Source organism: Photobacterium sp. CCB-ST2H9 (assembly GCF_023151555.2).
GTDB lineage: Bacteria > Pseudomonadota > Gammaproteobacteria > Enterobacterales > Vibrionaceae > Photobacterium.
Genome location: NZ_CP100426.1, coordinates 684,468 through 710,584, shown reverse-complemented (window position 1 = coordinate 710,584; position 26,117 = coordinate 684,468). Strand labels below are relative to the sequence as shown.

Below are 26,117 nucleotides of genomic sequence, written 5' to 3'. Positions count from 1 at the left end.
GCAGGGTCGCCGTCCCGAAATTTGATGTTGATTGTTGTGAAGTGGATGAAAGGAATGGAAAAAAGGACGAAAGAGGCCAGTGTGTTGCATCTGGCAAGTCGGGTTGTCCTGCCCGGATTGATATTGGTCATCAGTGGATGTGCTTCGCATGAGTCAGTGAAGCTGGTCAGTGAATATGCAGAGCAGTCGGCTCAGGTACAGACTGCACTTCTGGGAGTCTATGAACGAACGGAACAAGCGAGAGTGGACTCTGTGCTGGCGGGTGCCGTCAGAGACGGCGTGACAGGCAATGATCTGGATATCAAACAAATCGATAATTCAGGTCAGATTCAGGCGTTAAAGCATCTTCTGGTGTTTACGCAAAGTATCAACGTTCTGGCTTCAGATGAGGCCAGCACGGCTCTCAATGAGCAGGCAGAGAAGCTGAATACTGCGTTAGTCTCTTTGTCTGAATATCCGCAGGTACAAGGTGTCAGTCAGGAGCAGATTGAGCTGGCGTCACTCAGTGCCAATGCACTTGGTAGGGCCTATACAGAAAGCGCGCGTTACGAAGCTTTAAAGCGCCTGATGAAAGCATCGGAACCCGTTATCCAGAATACGATCGATGTGCTGCGCAGTGATCTTCCGGCGTGGAAACAGGCGACCCGGACATCTCTGCAGAAAGAGCTGCGGATTCGTCTGTATTTACTGAACAATCCGAACCGGTGTGGACAGAGTACCGATCTGCGCTGTGTAACCTTTAGCGATTCTCTGGAAGAGCGCATGGAAGGGTATCGAAAAGCCTACCGGATTAAGCAGCAATTATTGCATCTTGATGCTGAGTTCATTCAGCTGGATAAAGCTCTGGCGGCGGTCCAGAAGCTCAACACCGCGGTTGTTGACTCCCTGGAATCTGACAATGACCTGTCACTGTCGGCCGCAAAAAAAGCTATCCAATCCACCAAAGTTCAGGTTGATGCGATCAAAGCATTTCAAAAGAGCCTTAAGGAAGCATCATGAGTCTTCACGCAGAAGCGTATAAAGAGTTAGACGCAACCTATCGTCTGATACAGAACTATCTTGATTCGACGATGCTGACGCCGGATCAGGAATCATTAATCTTGCAGTGTGAAGCGTACGGTGAACAGATTTACCGCTACAACCGGGCACTCATCGAGAAACAATCTGCTTTGCTGGATTCCCGTGAAGAGGATGTTCAGTCGTTGCTCAAGCTGGCGAAGGCTGCCCGGAAGTCGTTAGAAGAGGTGACTGAGCACGCCGAAACGGTAGCCAAAATTGCACGTGGTTTAGATAAGTTACTTAAACAACTGGCAAAATTTGTTTAGCTGTAATGGCTATAAGCGCCCAAACCAAACAGCGAGGTGTTCAGCCTTGCGGTTTGGTTTGGGCGCTTTTTGCTGCAATGAAATGAGCGGCACATTGGCGGGCCTGTGCTAAAATCTGCGCCTTGAAAAGCGACTGCGGTTGTGATGCTTAAGTGGGGTCACGCTGTGTTGTAAGGTATTATCAGGTGCAGAGAAGGAGAATTTGTCATGTTTGGTATCGAGAACTTGTGGTTGTTTGTGGTCTCTGGTTTGTTACTGAATATGATTCCCGGGCCGGACTCACTGTTGATTGCAGGGCGTGCAGCAACGCAGGGATTCAAAGCGGGATCTGCCGCTGCATTAGGAATCGGCACTGGGACGCTGATTCACATTGTTGCCGCAGCGTTGGGTTTATCGGCTTTGTTAGCCACGTCAGCAACGGCATTTACCCTCGTCAAAGTGCTGGGTGGCGCATACCTGATTTATATGGCAATCAGTATGCTCAGAAGCCGTGGTGAGACGGAGCAGGCGGAGGTGATTCAAAAACCGAAGGCCTCACTGAAACGAATCTACACTCAGGGATTGATCACCAATCTGTTCAATCCGAAAATCGCAGTTTTCTTTCTCGCATTCATGCCGCAATTCATCTCTGCATCCAGCGATAACAAGGCGTTGGCGTTTATCGTTCTGGGACTGATTTTTAACTTCAACGGCATGTTGTGGTGTCACTTCATTGCTTGGGTTTCAGCCTCTATCAGTCATAAATTGACGGTGAATCTTTCCGTGAAGAAGTGGTTGTCCCGCTTTACCGCGACGCTGTTTGGTGTGTTTGGGGTCCGGTTGCTGGTTGCTTCGCAGGGCTAAAAGGAACGCCGTCTTATCCTCGTTCTGCCTTAGCCCGGTTTTGTTGTGTTCTGCTGAATAAAACCGGGCATTTAATCTCTCTTCTCTCTCTTTTCATTTTCTCTCGTTTTCATCAATTGCTTCATTCTGAGAAGAAATCACCAGACGTATTTCTGTAGTTTGATGCCATACATCGGTATATGAATGTTCGGCTCTTTACTCTCAGAATGATCCCGAATGAATCACTGATGATTGGCCTTGACCTGTCTAAAGCTTCATAGTTTAAAGTGCGCGCATCAAACAGAGGATGACCCATGTATCGGATATCTGAATTGGCTGAAATTGTTGGGTTAAGCCGTTCAACATTGTTGTATTACGAAAAAATTGGATTGATCACCTCAAAGAGACAGGCAAATGGATATCGCCAATTTACAGAGCTTGATGTCCAGAAACTCAGATTGCTCCTTCAGTTGCAGAGTGGTGGGCTGACACTCAAAGAGTGTCAGGATTGTATGGAAGCAAAAATTGACCGGGAGCAGCTGACGCAGAGATTGAACGCACTTGATGCTGAAATCATGCAAAAGGAGAAATCCAGAGCATTGTTGGCTGCTTTACTGGGAATGGATTCAATGCGGGCGTGGCATCAGACACTTGAGAGTCAGGCACCAGAGGCTCACCTGAATTGGCTGATGAAGCAGGGGTTTAGTGAAAAACAGGCGCTTCGGTTGAAATGGTTATCTAAAGATATGAACGCACATGAAGAGTATATGGCAGAATTTGAAAGAATTTTTGAAGGGCTTGAGCGCTTGGGGCCAGGAAGCGATGCCGATACCCAAAGGGCTTTGACGATGATGCCCAGTCTTTCTGGTGAGCTTCTTGAAGTTGGCTGCGGAAAAGGCGTTGCAACTGCTGTGATTCAAAAACACAGTCAGTTTGCTATTACGGCACTGGATAACGATGAATATTGCCTCTGCTGCCTGAAAGAAAACTTTGTCAGTCATAGAGAATCAGGAAATGTAAAAACTGTCTGTGCAAGTATGACTGATATGCCTTTTTCTCAGCATCAGTTTGATGTGATTTGGTCAGAAGGAAGCGCATATATTATGGGTGTTCAGCAAGCAATTGAACAATGGAAGTATTTCTTAAAACCACACGGACTGATGGTATTGAGTGATTTGGTCTGGCTAACCGATGCTCCGGATGCCAAAGTGCGAACGTACTGGCAGCATCATTACCCTGATATGTCTTCAGTAGCCCAGCGAATTCAAATGATGGAACAAAGCGGATTTAAATTGGTTGAAAATTATCAACTTAGTCCTGAAGCCTGGAAAAATTATCTTCAACCGCTGAAAACGAAGATCGACCAGCTTGATGAAAACACGTTTAGCTCAAATGCGTTGAGTGACATTCGGGCGGAGATTGAATTTCACAACAAATATTTGGGTCAGTACGGATACCAGATATTTATTTTAGAGAGAAAGTAACACATGAATATCAGAAATGAGCACATTACAGATTTAGAAAAGATTGAAACACTCACATGGGCAGCATTTAAAAACCATCCGTCTCATGCGCCCGGCGCAGAACCCAATGAACACTTGATTGTGAATCGGTTGAGAGAAAATAAAGCGTTGGCACTATCTTTAGTCGCTGAAGATGAAACTGGTATCATCGGGCACATTGCATTTTCTCCGGTTTGTATTGCAGGCGAATCATCAAATTGGTTTGGATTGGCGCCTGTTTCTGTCGCTCCTGAGCGACAAGGCCAGGGTATTGGCGGCAAATTAATCGAAGCAGGTTTATCACGGCTATTGGCGCAAGGGGCTGATGGTGTTGTGCTACTGGGCGAACCCGCGTATTACCAAAGGTTTGGATTTGAATCCCATGTGAATCTGACATTACCGGGCGTACCGGCAGAATACTTCATGATTCAGCGGCTGAAAGCATGCAGTCCGATTCCTGTTGGTGAAGTGAGTTTTCATCAGTCATTCTACGGATGAAAACAGACAAGAAAAAAGCGAGGCCATTGGCCTCGCTTTCTATTTTACTTCGAGATCAAGAACAATTAGTCCTCAATATAGTTCTCGATGCTTGGGCACGAGCACACCAGATTCCGGTCACCGAATACGTTGTCGACACGGTTGACGGTCGGCCAGTACTTGGCGTCTTTGGCCTGTACCGATGGGTAGCAAGCCAGTTCACGGTTGTAAGTGTGGTTCCACTCGGCTTCCATCAGGTCAACCTGAGTATGCGGTGCGTTCACCAGCGGGTTGTCTTCCAGCGGCCATTCACCAGACTGAACGCGGGCGATTTCCTGACGGATGGCGATCATGGCGTCGCAGAAGCGATCCAGTTCTGCCAGATCTTCCGATTCAGTTGGCTCGATCATCAGGGTACCGGCAACCGGGAAGGACATGGTTGGCGCGTGGAAACCGTAGTCCATCAGACGCTTCGCCACGTCTTCTTCAGAAATGCCTGACGCTTCTTTCAGCGGACGGATGTCGATAATACATTCGTGCGCGATACGGCCGTGTGTACCGCGGTACAGCACAGGGTAGTGGTCACGCAGACGCTCCATCACATAGTTGGCGTTCAGAATCGCCAGTTTGGTTGCCTGAGTCAGACCTTCTGAGCCCATCATGGCGATATAGGCGTATGAGATTGGCAGAATCGAGGCAGAACCCAGCTCGGCTGCAGAAACCGCGTATTGTGCGCCTTCGGTTGCGTTCACAGACTCAACGTGGCCTGGCAGGAATGGTGCCAGGTGTGATTTCACACCGATTGGACCCATGCCCGGACCGCCGCCGCCGTGAGGGATACAGAAGGTTTTGTGCAGGTTCAGGTGCGATACGTCAGAACCGATGAAGCCCGGATTGGTCAGACCAACCTGTGCGTTCATGTTCGCGCCGTCCAGATAAACCTGACCGCCTGCCGCGTGGACCAGATCGCACACTTCACGAACCGCTTCTTCGTAAACGCCGTGCGTTGAAGGGTAGGTGATCATGATGCACGACAGGTTGTCGCGGTGTTTTTCGATCTTCGCTTTCAGATCTTCAACGTCGATGTTCCCGTTGCTGTCACAGCCAACGACGACCACTTTCATGGAAACCATGGCTGCTGAAGCCGGGTTGGTGCCGTGCGCTGAACTTGGGATCAGGCAGACGTTACGATGACCTTCGTTGTTCGCTTCATGGTAGCGCTGAATTGCGATCAGACCTGCGTACTCACCCTGTGCTCCCGAGTTTGGTTGCAGTGAGAACGCGTCATAGCCCGTGATTGAACACAGCATTTCAGACAGTTTGCCTGCCAGTTCCTGATAACCTTTCGATTGATCAGCCGGCGCGAACGGGTGTAGTGCACCGAATTCTGGCCAGGTCACCGGGATCATTTCTGCTGCAGCATTCAGCTTCATGGTACAGCTGCCCAGCGGAATCATCCCGTGAGTCAGTGAGTAGTCTTTATTTTCCAGTTTTTTCATGTAACGCATCATTTGCGTTTCACTGTGGTACTGGTTAAACACCGGGTGAGTCAGGTACTTGCTGGTACGACGGCAGCTTTCCGGAATGGCCGCAAATTCGTCTGCAGCGATGTCATCAGTGAAAGCAGAAGCTCTCAGCGCCTGACCAGTAAAGATTTCCAGCAGTTCTTCAACATCGGCAACTGTGGTGGTTTCATCCAGGCTCACACCCAGTTTGTCACCAAATTGGCGCAGGTTCATTCCGGCATCCAGTGCTTTTTTGTAGACAGCATTGGTTTGTTTACCGGTGTTGACGGTAATGGTGTCGAAGAAAGAGTCGTTTTCCAGCACCAGACCCGCATTCTTCAGACCGGCAGCCAGAATTGCAGTCAGGTGGTGAACCCGGCGTCCGATTTTGCGCAGACCTTCAGGACCATGATACAGGGCGTAGAACGCAGCCATGTTGGCCAGCAGCGCCTGAGCGGTACAGATGTTTGAGGTCGCTTTCTCACGACGGATGTGCTGTTCACGGGTTTGCATCGCCATCCGCAGCGCCTGATTGCCTTTGGCATCTTTGGAAACGCCAATTACACGGCCTGGCATCGTGCGTTTGTGAGCATCTTTGGTCGCCATGAAGCCAGCGTGCGGACCACCAAAGCCCATTGGAACACCGAAGCGCTGTGCACTGCCGATTACAACGTCAGCACCCATTTCACCCGGCGCTTTCAGAATGGTCAGGGCCAGCAGATCAGAAGCAACAGCAACCAGTGTTTTTTTCGCGTGTGCTTTTTCGATGATGTCGGTCAGGTCGGCAACTGCACCTGTGGTGCCCGGGTACTGAACCAGCGCACCGAAGACATCGTGATTGTCCAGCTCGTCGGTTTTGCCGCGAATAATTTCAATGCCGATGTATCCAGCACGGGTGGTCACAACGTCAACCGTTTGCGGGTGCAGATCGGTGGAGACGAAGAATGCTTTGCCCTTGTTTTTGCTGGCGCGCTGACACAGGGTCATGGCTTCAGCCGCAGCCGTAGCTTCGTCCAGCAAGGAGGCGTTTGCCAGTTCCATGCCGGTCAGGTCCATGATCATTTGCTGGTAGTTCAGCAGCGATTCAAGGCGGCCCTGAGAAATTTCTGGCTGATAAGGTGTATAAGCGGTATACCAGCCCGGATTTTCCAGCACGTTACGCAAAATCACGTTCGGCGTGAAGGTATTGTAGTAACCCTGACCGATGAAACTGCGGTTGATGACGTTTTTGCTGGCAACGGCTTTCAGCGCAGCCAGCATTTCTGCTTCGCTTTGCGGCTGATCCAGCTTCATCGCTTCTTTCAGACGAATGGAAGCCGGGACAGTTTCTTCAATCAACTTGTCAATGCTGTCGACACCAATGGACTGCAGCATGGTTGCTTGCTGTGCTTCATTCGGGCCGTTGTGACGGCCAGCGAAGGCTTTGTCGTCACTCAGTGCATGTAAAAGGTTCATGTCGGTCATGGTTCTTTCCTGAACAGTTACTACACATTGCCAGCCATCTGCCGGCAATGGCGAGAAATCTCTTGGGTGGAAAAACGGCTTCCAATGGATTGAAAGCCGCAGTGTTCCTTAGTCTTCGATGCTTGCCTTGTATTGGTCTTCATCGATCAGCTTGCTCAGCTCTTCGACATCAGCAACTTTGATTTTAGCAATCCAGCCACCTTCGAATGGTTCTTCGTTGATCAGTTCAGGGCTGTCGCCCAGTTCTTCATTGATTTCAACGACTTCACCAGTGACAGGTGCATAAATGTCTGACGCGGCTTTGACAGACTCAACCAGAGAGAAAGTTTCACCAGCTTCAGTGCTGCCACCAACTTCCGGCAGGTCTACGAAAACCACATCACCCAGCAGCTCCTGAGCGTGGTCTGTGATACCCATGGTGATAGTGCCGTCACCGTTGTCGCGTACCCACTCGTGGCTTTCAGTAAACTTCAGGTTGCTCATTTGAATCTCCTTGCGCAATGTTTCCGCATCTTTGTTATTTATCCCGGCAGATTTCCCTGCCGGTGTTTTCCTGCTTACCGTGTCCTTCAACGCACACGGCAAAATGAAATTACTGATACAGCGGGAAGCGGCCGCATAGTTTCTGAACTTGCTGCTTCACGCGTTGTTCGGTTTCACTGTTGTCTTCCGGATTGGCTGCCAGGCCATCCAGGACATCGCCGATCCACTCGCCGATTTGTCTGAATTCTGCTTCGCCGAAGCCTCTGCTGGTGCCCGCCGGTGTGCCCAAACGGATTCCTGAAGTGACCATTGGTTTTTCAGGGTCGAACGGAATGCCGTTCTTATTACAGGTGATTCCCGCGCGCTCCAGCGCTTCTTCAACCTGATTGCCTTTCAGTCCTTTCGGACGCAGGTCAACCAGCATCAGGTGAGTATCTGTACCACCTGTGACAATGTCACAACCACGGGTTTGCAGGGTTTCAGCCAGCACCTTCGCATTGTTGATCACATTTTTGATATACAGCTTGAATTCTGGCTCCAGCGCTTCGCCTAACGCGACGGCTTTACCTGCGATGACATGCATCAGCGGACCGCCTTGCAGACCCGGGAAGACCGCAGAGTTAATCTTCTTGTTGATGTCTTCGTGGTTGGTCAGAATCATGCCACCTCGCGGACCACGCAGGGTTTTGTGCGTTGTCGTTGTCACGACATGTGCATGCGGCAGCGGTGACGGATGTTCACCTGCGGCAATCAGACCGGCAATGTGGGCCATATCAACCATCAGGTATGCACCGACTTCGTCCGCGATCGCACGGAATTTTTCGAAATCCACCTGACGGGGAATGGCGGAACCCCCGGCAATAATCATTTTTGGCTGATGTTCGATAGCCAGCTCGCGCACTTGATCATAGTCGATGTCGCAACTGCCTTGTCTGACACCATACTGAACTGCGTTAAACCATTTACCGGAGAGGGCAGGACGCGCACCGTGTGTCAGGTGACCACCGGCATCCAGAGACATCCCGAGAATCGTATCGCCCGGTTGCAGCAGCGCCAGCATCACAGCACCGTTTGCCTGAGCACCGGAGTGCGGCTGAACGTTGACGTATTCACACTGGAACAGCTGTTTGGCGCGTGCAATGGCAATACGCTCAACTTCATCCACATGTTCACAACCGCCGTAATAACGACGACCGGCATAACCTTCCGCATATTTGTTGGTCAGACAGGAGCCTTGTGCCTGCATGACGGCTTTGGAAACGATATTCTCTGATGCAATCAGCTCAATTTGCTGATTCTGGCGGTTCAGCTCGGCTGCAATCCCAGCGTTCACAGCACCATCCACCTCAGAGAGGTTGGTTGAGAAGAACATCTCCAGGTCATGGTTTTGGTATGAAGTTTTCATTTCACGTTATCCTCAATTCGCGCCCTGAACCGATTCACTGTCACGGCAGGCAGAGCGGTATCTATTGTGATGTCTCGTTATTGTCGCTTCCTTGTCTTGGGAGGTATGCGTCTGATTGCGCCTGCCTAACAAGTGCGTAACATACGCCTCTATTGATAACGGATCAAATCAAAATTTCCAATAGTGGATAATCGTTCACTTTAGTGGTCACAATCTTACGCAAACGTTTGCTTCTTGTCATGTTAATTTCTATGATAGGCACGAAATTTTCAGTATCTGCTTATCAGAAATGTGTGCTGACTCTAATTATAGTCAGTCATCAATACCAGGGCTGGCAAGGGTTGAGGGCGGAAATGGCTGCGGCTTGCTTTCTGGTTTCGGGATGGCCTTTACGTCTTGAGACGCGATTTTTCGGCGGGTAGGTTGCTTTGTTTTTCGACGAGTTTCCAATAGGAAACTTTATTTCAAATATGATGCCTTGGTCATAGTTTTGTTACTGGCTCGCTTTCCTGTTGTGAACAGCCTGTGCCAGAATGAGGTCAGAAGTCGCCTTGGAGGGCAAAGATGACAAGTGATGAAAACCACGTGGATCCGTATCCATCATTGACTGTGGCCAGGGACCAGGAACCTGATAAAGAAAGTATTGAGCCGATGCAGCTCGGAAAGCGGCTGAAAGACATCAGGATGGCTCATGGCCTGACACTGGAAGAAGCCAGTAAGCGAACCGGGCTGGCACGCTCAACTTTATCTAAAATTGAAAACGAGCAGATTTCTCCGACCTTTCAGGCGATGCAGAAACTGGCCAGCGGTTTACAGATCGATATTCCGCAACTCTTTGCGCCACCGAAACAAATTATGGCGACCGGCCGTCGGGATATTACCCGGAAAGACGAAGGTAAGCCGCATCCGACCACGACTTACGAGCATGAGTTACTGGCAACGCAACTGCGAAACAAAAAGATGATGCCGTTTAAATCTCGTGTGCGTGCCCGGCGGTTTGAGGACTATCCCGACTGGATTCGTCATGACGGTGAGGAGTTTCTGCTGGTTCTGTCCGGAACTATTCTGTTTTTTTCTGAATTCTACGAGCCCGTTCAACTCAATGAAGGGGATTCGGTTTATTACGATGCCACCATGGGCCATATGCTGGCGTCGGTCAGTGATGAAGATGCGCACATTCTCTGGGTCACGGCATCCTGAAGAGATTTGAGCAGCAGACACAGCAGAGAGCTTTCAGCTTTCGTCACAATTTTGTGACATGGTCGGTTGAGAGTTGGGAAACTTTGTCTACTATTGGAAACAAGAGCGATTTTAGCAACAAGCTAGCAACATCTTCACGGTGACTGGTGATTAAGCCCGTCACAGGAATTGATGGAACAGCCGCAGTGCGGTGAATGGAGTAAAAATCAATGTCACAGGATCTTCTCGTTACACCTTTGCATGCCCTTCATATTGAAATGGGCGCTAAAATGGTCCCTTTTGCAGGTTATGACATGCCTGTTCAGTACGCGCTGGGCGTACGTAAAGAGCACATTCACTGCCGTGAATCTGTCGGTCTGTTTGATGTATCGCACATGGGTCAGTTGCGTCTGCACGGCGCAAATGCAGCGAAGGCACTGGAAGCGCTGGTTCCGGTTGACATCATTGATCTGCCTGATGGCAAGCAGCGTTACGCGTTCTTTACCAACGAAGAAGGCGGGATTCTGGACGATCTGATGGTGACGAATTTTGGTGATCATCTGTTCGTCGTGGTGAACGCGGCCTGTAAAGCACAGGATATTGCGCATATCCAGGCGCATCTGCCTGAAGATGTGACAATGGAAGTGATTGATGATCGCGCGCTGCTGGCGCTGCAAGGTCCGAAAGCTGCGGAGGTTCTGGCGCGTCTGAACCCGGCGGTCAGTGACATGCTGTTCATGGATGCGGTGAAGCTGGAGCTTCAGGGCGTTGAGTGTTACGTAAGCCGTTCGGGTTATACCGGTGAAGACGGTTATGAAATCTCAGTACCGTCTGATCAGGCGGAAACGCTGGCACGGACTCTGCTTGGCTATGAAGAAGTTGAGTGGATTGGTCTGGGTGCGCGTGACTCCCTGCGTCTTGAGTGCGGTCTGTGCCTGTATGGCCATGATATCGATACGACAACCACGCCTGTAGAAGCAAGCCTGTTGTGGGGGATCAGTAAGCCACGTCGTGCCGACGGTGAGCGTGCTGGTGGTTTTCCGGGTGCAGATCTGATTCTGAAGCAGATTGAAACCAAAGACGTTACCCGTAAGCGTATTGGTCTGATTGGTCAGTCAAAAGCACCTGTCCGTGAAGGCAGCAAGCTGTTTGATGCCAATGACAATGAGATTGGTGTTGTGACCAGTGGTACGTTCGGACCAACCAAGGAAGCACCGGTTGCAATGGCGTATGTGAAAACTGAGTTTTCGGCGATTGGTACCGAAGTTTTTGCTGAAGTTCGTGGCAAGAAGCTGCCGATGACGGTTGAGAAAATGCCGTTTGTACCGCAGCGTTACTACCGCGGCTGATTGCCGGTTTGAAATGCGACTGGCTTGAAATGTAAAAAGGAGCGCCATGCGCTCCTTTTTATCTGCATAAGACTGAACATCTGACAGACCCGGGGGAAAGGGTACTCAGTTTCAGCTGTTCAGCATGTTATATGCAGAAGTGAACATCAGACTGAAACCGTCCTGAGAAATTTCCTGAGGTGTCATTTCTGCTGCTTCCAGGCGGCGGTAACATTCATTCAGTGCCGCAATGACACGCTCTTGCTCTTGCTTATTCAGTAAATCTGCGTTCATCGTTTTCTCTCTTTATGCTTTTATTGTCGAGTATGCTCTGTACCGGTCATGTCGATACGAAGCACCGGGCAGAAATTGCTGTGATGATTTGTTCCTGGATGGGGCGACAAAGTTCGTTCCAGCTTTTCTGCAAAAGACTTGATGATTACAACTGAAATACAGGATAGTCAGCAAAATTGGTGTAATTGTCATGACAAGGTAAAACCTGTTTACCAGCCACTTCAAGGCGATAGGCAGCGAAAGCAGGGGATGCTTGCTGACAAAGTACTGTTTCGGACACAGTCCGTATGGCGGGAGATGCAGTCAAACGTCAGACACAACAAGTGAGCGCGTAAGGCGCTGTTTTTGCTCTGCGAGTCTGGCGTTTGCTGAGTATCAGTAGCGGTTGTTTAATTCGTTCAGCTTATTCATAAAACGTTGAATCTGTGACTCATTGTTGTTGTGAAACTCGGCTGTGGTCTGATTGATCACGGTGTCGGGATCTTCGTTGAGCGTGTGGAAGTGATAGGTATTATGAAAGTTCACATCCACACTGACGTTCCCGTCGGTGAGGCTGACACTGTAGCCATCATAACTTTCGCTACAGATGATATCTTCCAGCTGTTTGCCGTTTTCGACAGCTTTACCCTGAGTTTTTACTTTTTCATAGACATTCAGCAAGGTACGAATATCAACGCTGTTTTTCATGTTCGCCTCCGATCAGATAAACCTTCCTGTCTTAAATTTAGGAGTTGGTGAGGCGCTTGCAAGCTTAAGTGCTCACTGCTTAATCTGGATCAATTCCAACTGTAACAATTTCATTACAAATCATTGTTCAGCCTGATAAACACCCGGGATGACGAATTATGAAAAGGGGTAGTGACCTGTCGCTGGACGCGTGATAATTTGACAGTCATCGCAATAACTAAACGGAATTTATACTGATGTTTAAGCAGCTGACAGAAGCACAACTTGACCCCATTCTTTCCTTAACACAAATGTTCCGCGAAGATACCCGTTCCGACAAAATGGATCTGGGAATTGGCGTGTATAAAAACAGTGTGGGTGAGACACCGATTATGCAGGCGGTTTTGCAGGCTGAGCACAGACTGCTGGAAACCCAGAAGACGAAATCTTACGTCGGACTGGCCGGTGATGAAGTGTTTAACCAGTCGATGATGGATCTGCTGCTGCAGGGCACATCGGCACACAGTCGTGCAGCTGCAGTGCAGACGCCGGGTGCCAGTGGTGCACTGCGTATGCTGGCTGATCTGATGTATCTGGCTCAGCCGGATACCACCGTCTGGATTTCAAACCCAAGCTATGTCAATCACAAGCCTGTGATGGAAGCGGCGGGTCTGAAAGTAAAATTTTATCCATATTTCGATCCGGCAACCAAACAGGTGAACAGTGAAGCGATGCTCGCGGAGCTGGCGAAGGCGGGTCCGAAAGATGTCGTTCTGCTGCACGGCTGCTGTCATAACCCGACAGGTGCGGATATTTCTTTTGCAGACTGGCAGGCGATCACTGAACTGGCAAACAAAAATGGTTTCCTGCCTTTCGTCGATATTGCCTATCAGGGCTTTGGTGACGGGCTGGAGGAGGATGTTGCGGGCCTGCGTCACCTGGCAAACAATGTTGAAGAAATGATTATTGCGACTTCCTGTTCAAAGAACTTCGGTTTGTATCGTGAACGAACAGGTGCTGCGGTTGTGATCAGTGATTCCCTGAAAGAAGCACAGAAAGCCAAAGGCCGCATTCTGCAACTGGCCCGTTCTTCTTATACGATGCCGCCTGATCATGGTGCGGCACTGGTTGCGACGATTCTGAACGATGACGCGCTGACCGCAAACTGGAAAGCCGAGCTGAATGAGATGAACCAGCGCATGCTGCGCCTTCGTGCCGGTCTGACTCAGGCTGTGCGCAACCAGGGTTCTGAGGCATTTGACTTCATCGAACACCACAAAGGGATGTTCTCGGTGACGGGTCTCAGCCCTGAGCAGATTATCCGTATGCGTGAAGAGTTCGGGATTTATGCAGTGGGTGATGGCCGTATTAATATTGCGGGCCTTCAGGAAGACAGACTGGATTATCTGGCCTCAGCGTTACTGGCTGTGAGCCGCTGAGTACACGTTCTTTTTTCCGAACGACCTTAACAGAAGAAGGAGCACTCAGGTGCTCCTTCTTGTTTAAGCCTGCATGTTATTGATCAGGAAAATCAAACTCCGCCTGAACAGGGTAGTGGTCAGACAGATCACTGTAGTAGCCATCATGCCAGTATTCACCCTCAGGCAGTGGCCATTTGCCCTTCAGATAATGCCAGTACCATTGTTCTCTGCTTTGAAGCTTCACGACTTTCATGGCCGCTGGAGCTGTGGGTTGCAGATGGTTTTTGTGCCACAAGACATAGTCCAGCGTATCGTTGTAATTCAGAGAATAACCGTCTCTGTATGCACCGGCTTTGGTGATCCAGTTGTACTTGGCAGAAAATGAGCCGACAGAGGGATCGGGGAAATACACCTTGCTTTGTGTGGTAGAGAGCATGTCCTGAATCTGATCCTGACGGCTCCATTCGACATTCAGGTCACCGGCAATCACGACAGGTTCTGATGCCGGAATATTTTCCGCATCGATGAAGTTTTGCATCTCCGCCAGCTGCGCCATGCGAACCGGATGTTCTTTATCCGGGTTATCGGTGCTGGATTGTAAATGCGTCCCTAACACGTGGAAATGCTGGCCGTTTTTCTCGATTTCAATATAGGCAAAGCCTTTATTGGCGTAGTAGTCCCAGGTGCTTTTGTCACTGGCCTGATAGACGTGGGCTTTCTGACTCAGAATCGGGTAGCGGGACAAAATGGCGACACCACCGCGAACGACCACAATCGAGTTGGAACAGTTGCCGGTCAGTGCATCCCATCCTCTGCCGCTGCAGTCCAGACCGACAACCGGCGTCTGATAAGGGTAGAGTGAAGCGAGTTCATTGAGCATGACTTCTGAATCTGCATTGAGGGCTTCATTGATGATCAGCACATCCGGTCTATTGTCCATGGCCGCAATGGCGTCCGGAATCCGTTGGGCACGGTTGGCCTGATCCCAGTCACCAAACGGCAGGAGCAGGGTGTTGTAGTTCATGACATTCAGTGTTTCTGCATGTGTGAATGCGGACAGCAATAAACACACTGCTCCGAAGGTTTTTTTCATCGCAAGTTTCCTTTTTTGAATTTTTTAAAGAGATTCATTCTCGCGATAAATGATAGAAGCCATATTGTTAAGCCGGTGTTACTGATGGATGAAATCAGTCTCTAACTAGCAGAAAAATAAACAAAAATGAGAATAAACTCGAAGAAGTAAAATTTTTTGTTACCGAAGCGTTAACAATCAATATGTGTCAGACAGGCACAAAATGGGTGGAAAAGAAACAGAAAAAATAAAGATGCGGAGCGGGAAATGAAATAAGGCAGCCTGCGTGAATGTTCATCCGCAGGCCAGGAAATCAGCAGATACACAGTTGTTCAGCTTGTTCTGAAGCCTGCGCAATCAGCCAGGCTGTCATGGCAGATGCCAGCGCGTCCTGATTGGTCAGAGGGAAAGCACAGACATCGCTGATTAAAGTGACGTCCGGACAGTCCGGGTGAGAAAAAATCATGCCGCAGGCCGCTGGTTTACCCTGATAAAAACCGACATATAAGCGAGCCGGGCTGTCGTCATCCAGCATGATTTGGGTCAGGAATTCAACCATGGCTTCAGATTCCTGATCTGCCCACTGACTGGCCGAAACCATCGCGTAACGAATGGTCAGCGGGTGACAGTCAACCGGATAGAAACTGAGCAGTTCAGTCTGAGCAAGCGACGGTGCGTCCTGAATCTGAGTGGCATTTCGTTCAGCCTGAGCGGCTTCATAGATGGCAAGACCTTGCTGGCTGAGCGGAGTAGGGAATTCCGCATCAAGGATATGACTGGCCATCCAGGCGTTTTTCAGCGTAATTAATTGTGTGACTTGAGGCTGCATATTTATGGCTTCATCTGGACTCAGCCCCCAACCATACAGGAAAGCCGCTGAAGAAGGTATTCCAAATTGCTGAAATGCGTTCAATTCATCGTCGTTAATGTTGTCATGAGGCTGCTGAAAGCGCCGTGTCATCAGTGTTTATCAAAGTAATCTTTGTTTCGGATGTATTTGTGCATGTAATGGTAGGTAATGGGCCGCAACAGCCAGCTGAGCAGTGATTTATACAGCCTGACCGGGGTAGAAATGTTGTCGTAAATCTTTTCATTATGAAGCCAGAGCATTTTGCCGACGTGCCAGTGCAGACAGGGAATTGGCGGCAGAAAGGTCACAATATCCAGATCGCAGCAGATCCGGTAGGTGCAGTGGTGGTAACTGTATGCACGTTTGAAGCTCCAGAATCCGGCGGCGGGCTGGCCAAAGGTTACCACGCGTTTCATCGCATCAGGATACTCAAGACCCAGCCGTTCCGCGGTCAGTACAGCCATCGCGCCTCCGGATGAGTGACCGGTCAACGACACGCGTTTCCCTTCAAGGATTAACGGCAACAGCGTGGCCCGTATTTGCTGATAAATAGACTCCCCCTGAAAATGCCGGGTATCCGCAGCCTGCAGGTAGTCAATGGCTTGTGATGTCGACATGGCAGGATTTGACTGGCTGTATGGATTGTCTTCAAGCTTGCTGTTCTGTTCCAGCAGATAATGGTAGCCCCAGTGCACATGATATGGCTTTCTCCGGCCCGGTAATTTCTTCGGAAAGCAGGCAAAATTGAGTAACCAGTCCCACAGGTTCTGGGAGCCTTTGAAAACCACGATGACTTCTTTTTTCTCCTCACTCCAGAGGATGCGGATGATGGTGCGTCCCCAGCGATCGGTGATGTCCCGGCGCCCTTCAATGTCGAAACCGTATTGAGTGTGATCAAAGTCAGACGGGTAGGCCAGCCGGCAAAGAATGGCATAGCGCTCATACTGATAGCGTTTAAGTTTCTTCATACAGACCGGAAAGAGGCCCCTGTTAATGCTTTGTCCTCCCTTCAGGGTATCGGGGCAATATCGCATATTCATGACAGTCTGTCTTTTCACGCGCTGTGAGTTCACTGTGATGCATATGTCCGGCATGTAAAAACACCTGTAAATTCATGTGATAAAGCGCTGTGATGCTTGTTTTTTGTTCAAGATACTGTCATTTTGAGGTGGTAAACTATGCGCATCTGGCATTGTGTGACAGGCGTGCTATGTTGTTTTTGGCATACTCCCCTTTGTGGGGCTCACAAGGACAATTGCGATTGAGAAGCCAATCTTAGGAGAATGACTGATGGAAAACGGTTTGCAAAAGGCTTTGGAACAACAGTGGTCTTCGCCGGTCTTTGACCCGAATGCTTATTTAAATCCTGTGGGAACCTGGATGCAGGTACACCGGATCTGGGAATCGATAGCGGCGAAACATTATAAAGAAGCGACGCAGGACAGTTACGAAACGACGCTCAAGAAGATAGAAGAAGCCGATAAAGTCCTGAACCAAAAAATACAGCAGACCAAAGAACAAGGACTGGTTTTTCCTTTCGACATGATGCAACTGGCGAGCGACAACCTGGTGGCCGGCTGGAATGCTGTGACCGGGCAACATGATGACAGCAGTCTGAGTGAGCAGTATGTCGAGCTGGAAGATGCCTTAGCGAAGAAAGCCGTCGAGTGTGAGAAAGCACTGAAGGCGAAGCAAACGGCTCAGCGTAATCTCCGTAAAACCAAGACCGAACTGGATGCCAGCGATGAAAAAGTGAAGGCATTAAATGAAGAACTCCGTTCAGCCAGAACCGCGCTGGAAACTGAGAAGAAAGCAGTGCAACAGCAACAGGCCGGATGGCAGGCAGAGAAGAAAGAGCTGATTGCTCAGAATGAACTGCTGAAAAAGCAATTGGCTGAATTACAGAAGAAACAGACTGCAGCCACGAAAATTTCTGATGCGTCCTGATTGAAGGATGTTCAGATGTGACGAAAAGCGCCGAAAGGCGCTTTTCGTGTTTATACGCATAAAAAAGCAACCGAACAGGCACTCAGGAGCAGAAATCGGGGGAAAACTCCATCCTGTCCGGTTGCAGAATGAAACCGGCAACACTTGGCTAAGTCTCTCATTCTAAGCAGAAATGTACTGCGTCAGCCCAATTGTGCTGGTTTCATGACATGATAATTTAGACTAAAATAGGGAAACAAAAAATTGAACAATTCCTATTTAAAGGTTCCTCTTTTTTATGAGTGGTCAGCGCCTCAAAACCCAGTTCCAGCGTCTTTATACCCATTTTTCCGGACAGGACAGTGATACCAATCTTCAGGACATTTCTGAGGTGCTTTTCTGTACCCGCAGGAATGTGCGTATGGTCATCAATAAGATGGTGGAAAAAGGCTGGATAGACTGGGAACCGGCGATAGGGCGGGGCAAGCAGTCACGGCTGGTGTTTCACAGCACAGATACTGAGTTGCAATACAACCATGCCCGAAAACTGGTTGCAGACGGCAAGCTGGAACCTGCACTGGAAGCTTTGGGACATGATGCGAACCGGCTGGCACAACTGATTCAGGAACAGCTGGGCCTGACCACTCAGAAAGGCCGCCAGATTGTGCGCGTGCCGTATTACCGCGCGTTTACCAACCTGAATCCGCTCCGGCCGCTGCGGCGTTCAGAGCAGCATCTGGTGCGGCAGATTTTCAACGGTCTGACACGCATAAATGAGGAAAAAGAGGAAGTCGAGGGGGATCTGGCGCATCACTGGGAAGCTTTCTCCCCGCGTCACTGGCGTTTTTATCTGCGTCCGGCGGTTCGTTTTCATGACGGCAGTCTGCTGGAAAGCAAAGATGTGCTGGTGAGTCTTGAAAGGCTGAAGTCGCAGCGGCTGTTTCGTCATCTGGAAAACATCAGCTCACCGTTTCCGAATACCATCGATATCCGCCTCAGTCATGATGACAGGCGATTGCCGGATCTGCTGGCAAATATCATGGCCGTGATTCAGCCGGCTGAGCTGGATACGGCCAAAGAAGCAGAGCTGTTTCCGATCGGGACCGGCGCTTACAAGGTGGTGCAGAACGATAAACAGCGGCTGACGCTGGAAGCGTTTGATCAGTATTTCGGATTCCGGGCGCTGATCGATGTGGTTGAGATTTGGATCCTGACTGGCGTCACAGCCTGTTATCTGCAGCCGAGTACGGACCGGGTTGCCACGCAAATCAAGGAAGTCTCAGAACGTCTGACTTTAGATGAGGGGTGTAACTACCTGCTGCTGAACCGGGTGAACGGTCTTGCCAGCGATCCGCAATGGCAAGCCTATTTCCAGAATCGTCTGGGCCCGGTTCAACTGTTGTCCCGCATGAATCTGGCTGAAATCGGAGAGATGCGTCTGATTAATGCTTATGGCCTGCTGCCGGGCTGGACGGACACGAATTCGGTTTCAGCCCATGTTGATGTGCCCGCAAAACGGATGGTCACGCTGGCGTTTGCCCAGGATCATCCGGTTTATCATGAAGTTGCCCGGGCGATTGAACGTATTCTTGCAGAAGATGGGATTCGGCTGAAAGTCATGGAAATCAGCAATACGGATGTGCTGACAGGCAAATACGCAGATAAGATTGATATCTGGCTCAATGGCATGAGCATGAGTAACCACAGAGATGATGCGTTTCTTGCCTGGTTCTACAGTTTTGACCACATTGCGCGGGTCATGCCTGAAGCAGAATTTGAAGCGCTGGATCAGCAGGTGATGCATTGGCGGGCATTCGCGGAGCAAAGCTGTCCCAGTCATGATATCGGTTCGGTGCTGGTACGCAGCGGGCAGATTATTCCGCTCTTTCATGCCTGGCTTGGGGTTTACAGTGCGGGGCCGGTACAGGGGATGGAACCCAATTCAATGGGCTGGTTTGACTTTAAATCGGTCTGGTTAAAGCCAGGGCTGGAATCTTAAACCCTGGCTGAGAGATAGGATTACTGCGTGCTTTCGGGAGCGTCTTTGTCGTCGCGGTGATCCCATTCCTGATCATTGAACCAACGGCCAATCGGGCGCCAGACAGTGTCTATCATCGACTTATACCAAGGCGCCTTTTCAGATGCTTCCGCCGCCAGAATAGGCTGAACCGTGATCAGTGAGTCAGACAGATACCATTCAACTTTTCCAACCTGTTGTCCTTTAGCCACCGGTGCTTCCAGGTTGGAATTATAAAACACTTTGTGGTCGAGACTTTTTCGCTGGCGGCGGGGAACGGTGATTACCCCGCCATCGCCTAGTTCCACCTGAACATTGGATGGAGAGCCGTACCAGACTTTGGCTTTTTTCAGCGTATTTTTGTCGAAGTTGGGGGCGAGATCCTGATAGAAGCGGAAACCCCAGGTCAGCAATTTTTTGCTTTCGTTGCGCCGTGCATTGACATCTTTTGTACCGAGTACCACGGCGATTAACCGGAAGCCGTCCTGTGATGCGGATGATACCAGGCTGTATCCCGCTTCTTTGGTATAACCAGTTTTGACACCATCGGCATTGAGGCTGGTATCCCAGAGTAAAGGGTTCCGGTTGCCTTGTTTTATTTTGTTGAATGTAAAAGATTTTTCCTTAAATAATCCATACATCTCCGGTAAATCATGAATGAAAGCGCGGGTCAGCAGCGCCATGTCATAAGCCGTGGTTGCCTGCTCGTCACTGTCCAGTCCGTGTGGGGTTGTGAAGTAAGTTCTTTGCATCCCGAGTCTTTCTGCTTCGCGATTCATCATTTCAATAAATGCAGCGGTATGTCCGGCCACATGCTCGGCCAGCGCGACTGTTGCGTCATTCCCGGATGAAATGATCACGCCGTGGTTTAAATCATCCACGGTGACTTCATCGCCAACATTGAGGAACATTTTGGAGGAACCGGGAAATTTTTGTCCCCAGGCGTTTTCACTGATGACGACTTTATCGTCACCGTGAATATGACCGGCTTTTAACTCTTTACCGACCACATAGCTGGTCATGATCTTCACAAGGCTGGCAGGCGCATGCGCTTGATTCTGATTGCTGCCTGCGATCACCTGACCGGATTGGTAACTCATTAAAACCCATGCATCTGCTGCGATTTCTGGCGGGCTTGGCATGAGCGTGTCTTCAGCCGAGGCAGGGGTAATCAGGGAAAAGTACAGACTGATAGTCCAGTACAACAAAACAGGTCTAAGCAGTGTTTTCATCATAATCCAGTATCCCAGTTCAGATGAGGCCAGGTTACTTTCAGCTTAGTAAAAACTCTGTTCATGAGGATAATTTTTACCCTGAACCTCGTCTCCCTGTGACTAAGTGTATTGTCAATTGCCTGTTTTCATTTTTGTTTCATCCCGGACTGCTAATTTGACTTACTTATCAAAAAGATGACATCGAATGCGTAAATTTGTTCAAAAACCGGGAGTTGTGTGCAATTTTATCCCTCCCTTTTCAATTAACAATAATTTAACATCGATACAGGGATGACTTATGAAACAAGCGATATTGCCGCTGATTGGTCTGATCACGCTGAGTGTACACAGTGCGGCATTTGCACAGGTTAGCAATGGTGATTTTGAACTCTGGTCCAACGGGAGTCCGGACAGCTGGACAACGACAGACTCAGGGATCCAGGTTACTGAAACCAGCAGTCAGCTTCATTCAGGAAACCTCGCCGCTGCGATTACGGTCAATACCGGCACGCAAAGTGAGACCGACTTTCGACAGACTGTCAGTGTGACCAGCGGCGAAAGTTATGACTTCAGTGTGTGGGTTTATCATACGGAAGGTGGCGTTGCCGCCCGGCTGTATGTGGATGGGTATCAGGGATATTCCATACCGTCTAAAACGGGTGAGTGGCAACAACTCAGCTATCGTTACACGGCAACCAGCACAGGCAGCATAGAGGTTGGGTTACGTTTCTACGACCAGTCCGGATTTGATGGATCTGAAGTGGTCTATGTGGATCAGTTTGAGCCGACGGTGAGCAGTGCGCCATCCGAGGGTGGTGATTCGGGTAGCGGTAATAGCGGGGAGGGTGACCCGGACGGGAACGACTCCGGAGATGGGCTGAGTGATCTGTCCAGCTATTATCAAACCGCAGCGGGTCTGACCGGATATTCACTGAAAACAGCGCTGTATCAGATTATCCGGAATCACAGTGCGCAAAGTTACAGTGATCTGTGGTCTTTCTATACGGCTTATGATCTGGATAAAACCTACGAAAAAGACGGCACCATTCTGGATATTTATTCGGAAAATCCTTCCGGGGCCGATGCCTATCATTTTGTACCCGGTAATCATCAGTGCGGCACCTATCGCGGCGAGGGGGAATGTTATAACCGGGAACATGCTTTTCCGCGGAGCTGGTTTGGCGGGGCGATCGCGCCGATGAATACGGATGTTCACCATATCTTCCCGACAGACGGGTACGTGAACTCGAAACGCAGCAGCTACCCTTATGGTGAAGTCGGCAATGCGACTTTTACTTCAGCAAACGGGTCGAAGCTGGGTGTGGCTGCATCCGGTCTGGGGTATTCAGGGACAGTGTTTGAGCCCGTTGATGCTTTTAAAGGTGATGTCGCCCGGGCCTATTTTTATATGGCGACCCGCTATCAGAATGTCATTTCCGGCTGGGAAACGGACAGTTCCTATGGTGATGCGGTGTTGGATGGCAGTTCTGATCAGGTCTTTGAAGGCTGGTTCCTGGCCCTGTTACTGAAATGGCATCAGGAGGATCCGGTGAGTCAGGAAGAGCGGGATCGCAACGAATCAGCCTATCTTTTCCAGGGGAACCGTAATCCTTTCGTAGATTACCCTGCATTTGTGACTGAAATCTGGGGAAAATAATTCATATCTCTCAGGGGCCGGAATGGCCCCTTTTTTTGTACTTTTCTGTGCCCGGATGTCTGTCACCGTCGGCGTGCTGCATTCGTCAAATCTGATATCCCGATGGATCCGGTGCCGTAAAGTCCGGGTGATGCTTGGTGAGACATTTCAGATTTTTTCAGGAATTTCATCGCATTATTGCTGAGGTGAGCCACACTGTATGTAAACAATACAGTGCGTTGTATGTTGAGCTTGTTGTCTCAGGGAGTCGAGAATGCGTGTGAAACTGCCTTTTTTTGTCTTCATTTTCTTTGTAATGATTTTGCCATTCACAGCGGAAGCCGGTACAGGTGAGTCCGGGCTGGATTTAACACAGACAACCATGGGTTATCTGGCTGTTCTCATCTTCGTCGTTGCTTATGGCTTAGTCATGGCGGAGGAATATCTTCAGCTTCGCAAGTCAAAGCCTATGCTGCTGGCAGCCGGTGTGATCTGGATTCTGGTCGGCTGGGCCTACAAACAAAATGACATGATAGAAGTGGCGCATGTGGCGCTGGATCATAACCTGCTGGAATATGCGGAACTGATGCTCTTTCTGCTGGTGGCAATGACCTATATTAACGCGATGGATGAGCGGCGATTGTTTGATGGTCTGCAGGCCTGGATGGTGAGCAAGGGCTTCCACTTTAAGTCTCTGTTCTGGATGACCGGGTTGCTGGCTTTTTTCATTTCGCCGGTTGCAGATAACCTGACTACCGCTTTACTGATGTGTGCGGTTGTCATGAAAGTCGGGGGCGACAACACACGTTTTATCAACCTTGCCTGCATTAATATTGTGGTCGCAGCGAACGCCGGTGGCGCTTTCAGTCCCTTCGGGGATATTACAACGCTGATGGTCTGGCAGGCCGGACTGGTCCGATTCTCCCAGTTTTTTGAACTGTTTATCCCAGCCCTGGTGAACTTCATGGTTCCGGCTTTGATCATGTCGTTTTTTGTGCCGGGCACCAAACCCGAGACGACCAGTGAGTTTGTTGAACTGAAACGCGGGGCAAAACGGATTGTTTTACTTTTCCTGCTGACAATACTGACGGCAGTCGTCTTTCATACCTATCTGCATTATCCGCCTGTGATGGGGATGATGATGGGGATGGCATATTTGTCTTTGTTCGCTTATTTCCTGCAAAAGACGCTGCCTCGTTCGCTGGAGAAAAAACGGGCGAAAGCCATTGCGAATAATGATCATGCAGCGTTGGACCGTTTAGGTTCTGTGGTGCCCTTTGATGTCTTCCGTCGTATCTCGATGGCAGAGTGGGACACATTGCTGTTTTTCTATGGTGTGGTTATGTGCGTGGGCGGGTTAAGTCTGTTGGGGTATCTCAGCGTTGCATCGCATGTGCTGTATACCCAGTGGGATCCGGTCTGGGCCAATATCATGGTGGGTGTGATGTCTGCCATTGTCGATAATATCCCGGTGATGTTTGCTGTGCTGACCATGAATCCGGATATGGCCGTTGGAAACTGGCTGCTGGTGACACTGACTGCCGGTGTCGGCGGGAGTCTGCTCTCGATTGGTTCTGCTGCAGGCGTCGCGTTGATGGGCGCTGCACACGGGAAATACACCTTTTTCGGACACTTGAAGTGGGCACCAGCGGTTGCATTGGGTTACATCTTAAGTATTGCCGTTCATCTGGCGATGAATGCTGCTGAGTTCGGATAAACAAGACTATCAAGACAACTAAGACAACCAATACAACCAGAATAAGCAAGATAAACAAAAAACAGGGCTGATGTGATGTCAGCCCTGTTGGGTTGAGGATCTTTTGAAGTTTCGAAGAAAACCTCAGCTGCTTTTACAGGTTGCCGTAATATCCAGTTCCGGGTTTTTGGCTGTGGTTTCTACGCCGTAAAAACCAATCAGGGTATGGAAGAAATTGTCCTGAGAAAAATGTCTGGACGTTGCCAGTTTAGACAGACAGATCTTATCAATACCTTTTGCTTGTGCATATTGGTCCGGAATCCACATCAGCCAGGGAACGGTTGTTTGCTCTCTTGGCGCGATGGTGTACGGCGTACCGTGCAAATACAAGCCATTTTCACCCAGCGATTCTCCATGGTCAGAAATATACATCAGGGCGACATTGTATTTGTCCTGATAATGCTTCAGCTTTTGAATGAGCTTTGACAGGAAGAAATCAGTATACGCAATGGTGTTGTCGTACGTGTTCCGAATTTCTGCATCTGAACATTTTTCAATATCTTTGCTGTTACAGGCCGGAGTGAAACGTGCCATTGACTCCGGATACCGTTGAAAATAGGTTGGACCATGGCTTCCAATGGTATGAATCGTGATCAGCTTGTTTCCCTGAAGTGCAGTAATTTCTTTATCGAAATGGGTGAGCAGTGCTTCATCGTGGCAGGTTTCACCATTACAGAATGAACTCTCCTCAGTCGGATCAAGACTGATTTTTTCGAAATTCTTGGCAACACCTTTATCACCGCCATCATTATCTTTCCAGAGCAATGTGACACCTGCGCGGCCAATGATATCCATGACGTTATCCTGATTATTGGCTTTGCTTTTTTTGTAGTCGGAACGATTCATGTTGGAAAACATGCAAGGCACTGAAACTGCTGTCGCTGTGCCGCATGAAGAGACCTGTTGAAACGAAATCAGGCCCATATCTGCGGTATAGGGATTTGTATCACGCTTATAACCGTTGTAACTGAAGTTCATTCCGCGGGCCGTTTCACCCAGTACCACAACAACCAGGGTGTCTTTCTTGTTTTTCGCAGGCAGCAGCTTGGCATCTTCACCCAGCGGGCGATATGGTTCCGGGGTCGTAAAATAGTTCCGGTTAATGTACTTAAAGGTATTGTAGGCGTGCGCAGGGTTAATCATTTTATTCAGATACGAATTATTCCTGCCGACTGCGGCGTAATCTTTATAAAAAAACATGGCAATCAAGCCGAGGCCAATGAAGGCTGCCAGCATTAAAACGACTCGTTTCAGGATTTCTTTGAAAATACTTTTCGAGTAAATGATATGTGTCATTAAAACAAGGGTGGCAGGGACAAAACCGAAGAAGATCAGGTAAAACAAAGAGCTGCCATTCAGATAAGAACTGGCTTCACTGGTGTTGGTCTCAAAAACATTTTCGATCATGCCATAGTCAAACATGACCCTGAATTTCATTTCGGCATAGAAAGCTAATGATGAGGTGATTAATAATATAATACTGACAGGTTTAAATATAAAAGGCTGGCACAGCATGGAAAAAATAATGACAAAACTAAAAAAAAGCAGGCAGGGTGAACTGATGATGAAAGGTGTCAGATGATAGCCGGTCACCTGATAAATCTTTGAAATTACAGGCATGTTCAAGATGAAGGCATAATACACTGACATGAGCAGGATAAACCCGTTCATCGTCAGTGTAATTCTTGTTTTGAAAACATTTTTTATTATGTTTGGCATGAATAATTTATTGTGATGCGGACAATGAATGCACTATGACGATTAATTCTTAAGAG

At 49.2% G+C, this 26,117-nt stretch carries 22 protein-coding genes; 12 read left to right on the top strand and 10 right to left on the bottom strand.

Features of this window, described 5'->3' with window-relative positions; translation table 11 throughout:
• Nucleotides 1-54 precede the first annotated feature (54 nt).
• From L4174_RS19830 to L4174_RS19810, 5 genes are all read left to right on the top strand, one after another.
• Nucleotides 55-999 carry a hypothetical protein gene (locus tag L4174_RS19830; protein ID WP_248142148.1) on the top strand — a complete coding sequence of 315 codons (945 nt, stop codon included), beginning with the start codon at nt 55-57 and terminating at the stop codon, nt 997-999.
• On the top strand, nt 996-1,325 hold the full coding sequence (locus L4174_RS19825; RefSeq protein ID WP_248142149.1) for a hypothetical protein: 330 nt from the start codon (nt 996-998) through the stop codon (nt 1,323-1,325). Before L4174_RS19830 ends, L4174_RS19825 begins: the two co-directional genes overlap by 4 nt.
• A gap of 207 nt (nt 1,326-1,532) precedes the next feature.
• Nucleotides 1,533-2,168 (top strand): LysE family translocator, encoded by a 636-nt coding sequence (locus L4174_RS19820; RefSeq protein WP_248142150.1) that lies wholly within the window; start codon nt 1,533-1,535, stop codon nt 2,166-2,168.
• Between the two features lie 293 nt (nt 2,169-2,461).
• Nucleotides 2,462-3,631, top strand: coding sequence for a MerR family transcriptional regulator (locus L4174_RS19815; RefSeq protein ID WP_248142151.1), 1,170 nt, complete (start codon nt 2,462-2,464; stop codon nt 3,629-3,631).
• A 3-nt stretch (nt 3,632-3,634) separates the two neighbouring features.
• Nucleotides 3,635-4,147, top strand: coding sequence for a GNAT family N-acetyltransferase (locus L4174_RS19810; RefSeq protein WP_248142152.1), 513 nt, complete (start codon nt 3,635-3,637; stop codon nt 4,145-4,147).
• A gap of 65 nt (nt 4,148-4,212) precedes the next feature.
• Here L4174_RS19810 and gcvP read toward each other — a convergent pair whose 3' ends face one another.
• The 3 genes from gcvP to L4174_RS19795 form a co-directional block, all read right to left on the bottom strand.
• Entirely contained in the window at nt 4,213-7,095 is a 2,883-nt protein-coding gene (gcvP, locus tag L4174_RS19805; protein ID WP_248142153.1) for an aminomethyl-transferring glycine dehydrogenase, read from the bottom strand.
• A gap of 108 nt (nt 7,096-7,203) precedes the next feature.
• Nucleotides 7,204-7,578: a glycine cleavage system protein GcvH gene (gene gcvH / locus L4174_RS19800; RefSeq protein ID WP_248142154.1), complete on the bottom strand. Its 375-nt coding sequence runs from the start codon at nt 7,576-7,578 to the stop codon at nt 7,204-7,206.
• 109 nt (nt 7,579-7,687) lie between these two features.
• Entirely contained in the window at nt 7,688-8,983 is a 1,296-nt protein-coding gene (locus L4174_RS19795) for a serine hydroxymethyltransferase (RefSeq protein ID WP_248142155.1), read from the bottom strand.
• Nucleotides 8,984-9,547: 564 nt separating this feature from the next.
• Between L4174_RS19795 and L4174_RS19790 the strand changes: the two genes are divergently transcribed.
• Together L4174_RS19790 and gcvT are read left to right on the top strand one after the other, a co-directional pair.
• Complete coding sequence (locus L4174_RS19790) at nt 9,548-10,183, top strand: helix-turn-helix domain-containing protein (protein ID WP_248142156.1); 636 nt, start codon at nt 9,548-9,550, stop codon at nt 10,181-10,183.
• A gap of 209 nt (nt 10,184-10,392) precedes the next feature.
• Nucleotides 10,393-11,511 (top strand): glycine cleavage system aminomethyltransferase GcvT, encoded by a 1,119-nt coding sequence (gcvT, locus tag L4174_RS19785; RefSeq protein ID WP_248142157.1) that lies wholly within the window; start codon nt 10,393-10,395, stop codon nt 11,509-11,511.
• Between the two features lie 111 nt (nt 11,512-11,622).
• On the opposite strand, the gene L4174_RS19780 is transcribed toward gcvT, so the two are convergent.
• Both L4174_RS19780 and L4174_RS19775 read right to left on the bottom strand, forming a co-directional pair.
• Complete coding sequence (locus L4174_RS19780) at nt 11,623-11,784, bottom strand: hypothetical protein (RefSeq protein ID WP_248142158.1); 162 nt, start codon at nt 11,782-11,784, stop codon at nt 11,623-11,625.
• Between the two features lie 375 nt (nt 11,785-12,159).
• On the bottom strand, nt 12,160-12,471 hold the full coding sequence (locus L4174_RS19775) for a DUF3081 family protein (RefSeq protein WP_248142159.1): 312 nt from the start codon (nt 12,469-12,471) through the stop codon (nt 12,160-12,162).
• A gap of 236 nt (nt 12,472-12,707) precedes the next feature.
• Between L4174_RS19775 and L4174_RS19770 the strand changes: the two genes are divergently transcribed.
• Complete coding sequence (locus tag L4174_RS19770; RefSeq protein WP_248142160.1) at nt 12,708-13,889, top strand: amino acid aminotransferase; 1,182 nt, start codon at nt 12,708-12,710, stop codon at nt 13,887-13,889.
• Nucleotides 13,890-13,965: 76 nt separating this feature from the next.
• Here the strand turns inward: L4174_RS19770 and L4174_RS19765 are convergent, their stop codons facing one another.
• From L4174_RS19765 to L4174_RS19755, 3 genes are all read right to left on the bottom strand, one after another.
• Complete coding sequence (locus L4174_RS19765) at nt 13,966-14,964, bottom strand: sphingomyelin phosphodiesterase (RefSeq protein WP_248142161.1); 999 nt, start codon at nt 14,962-14,964, stop codon at nt 13,966-13,968.
• A 292-nt stretch (nt 14,965-15,256) separates the two neighbouring features.
• Complete coding sequence (locus L4174_RS19760) at nt 15,257-15,772, bottom strand: hypothetical protein (protein WP_248142162.1); 516 nt, start codon at nt 15,770-15,772, stop codon at nt 15,257-15,259.
• Between the two features lie 131 nt (nt 15,773-15,903).
• The gene (locus tag L4174_RS19755) at nt 15,904-16,761 is read right to left on the bottom strand and encodes a lipase (RefSeq protein ID WP_248142163.1); all 858 of its coding nucleotides are present in this window, start codon (nt 16,759-16,761) and stop codon (nt 15,904-15,906) included.
• Nucleotides 16,762-17,083: 322 nt separating this feature from the next.
• Between L4174_RS19755 and L4174_RS19750 the strand changes: the two genes are divergently transcribed.
• Both L4174_RS19750 and sgrR read left to right on the top strand, forming a co-directional pair.
• Entirely contained in the window at nt 17,084-17,740 is a 657-nt protein-coding gene (locus L4174_RS19750; RefSeq protein WP_248142164.1) for a hypothetical protein, read from the top strand.
• A 277-nt stretch (nt 17,741-18,017) separates the two neighbouring features.
• Nucleotides 18,018-19,718: an HTH-type transcriptional regulator SgrR gene (sgrR, locus tag L4174_RS19745; RefSeq protein ID WP_248142165.1), complete on the top strand. Its 1,701-nt coding sequence runs from the start codon at nt 18,018-18,020 to the stop codon at nt 19,716-19,718.
• Nucleotides 19,719-19,738: 20 nt separating this feature from the next.
• On the opposite strand, the gene L4174_RS19740 is transcribed toward sgrR, so the two are convergent.
• Nucleotides 19,739-20,971 (bottom strand): D-alanyl-D-alanine carboxypeptidase family protein, encoded by a 1,233-nt coding sequence (locus tag L4174_RS19740; protein ID WP_248142166.1) that lies wholly within the window; start codon nt 20,969-20,971, stop codon nt 19,739-19,741.
• Nucleotides 20,972-21,248: 277 nt separating this feature from the next.
• On the opposite strand from L4174_RS19740, the gene L4174_RS19735 reads away from it, so the two are divergent.
• Nucleotides 21,249-22,607 (top strand): endonuclease, encoded by a 1,359-nt coding sequence (locus tag L4174_RS19735; protein ID WP_248142167.1) that lies wholly within the window; start codon nt 21,249-21,251, stop codon nt 22,605-22,607.
• Between the two features lie 295 nt (nt 22,608-22,902).
• On the top strand, nt 22,903-24,303 hold the full coding sequence (gene nhaD, locus L4174_RS19730; RefSeq protein WP_371929443.1) for a sodium:proton antiporter NhaD: 1,401 nt from the start codon (nt 22,903-22,905) through the stop codon (nt 24,301-24,303).
• Between the two features lie 123 nt (nt 24,304-24,426).
• Here the strand turns inward: nhaD and L4174_RS19725 are convergent, their stop codons facing one another.
• Entirely contained in the window at nt 24,427-26,013 is a 1,587-nt protein-coding gene (locus L4174_RS19725) for a phosphoethanolamine transferase (RefSeq protein WP_248142168.1), read from the bottom strand.
• Between the last annotated feature and the right edge of the window lie 104 nt (nt 26,014-26,117).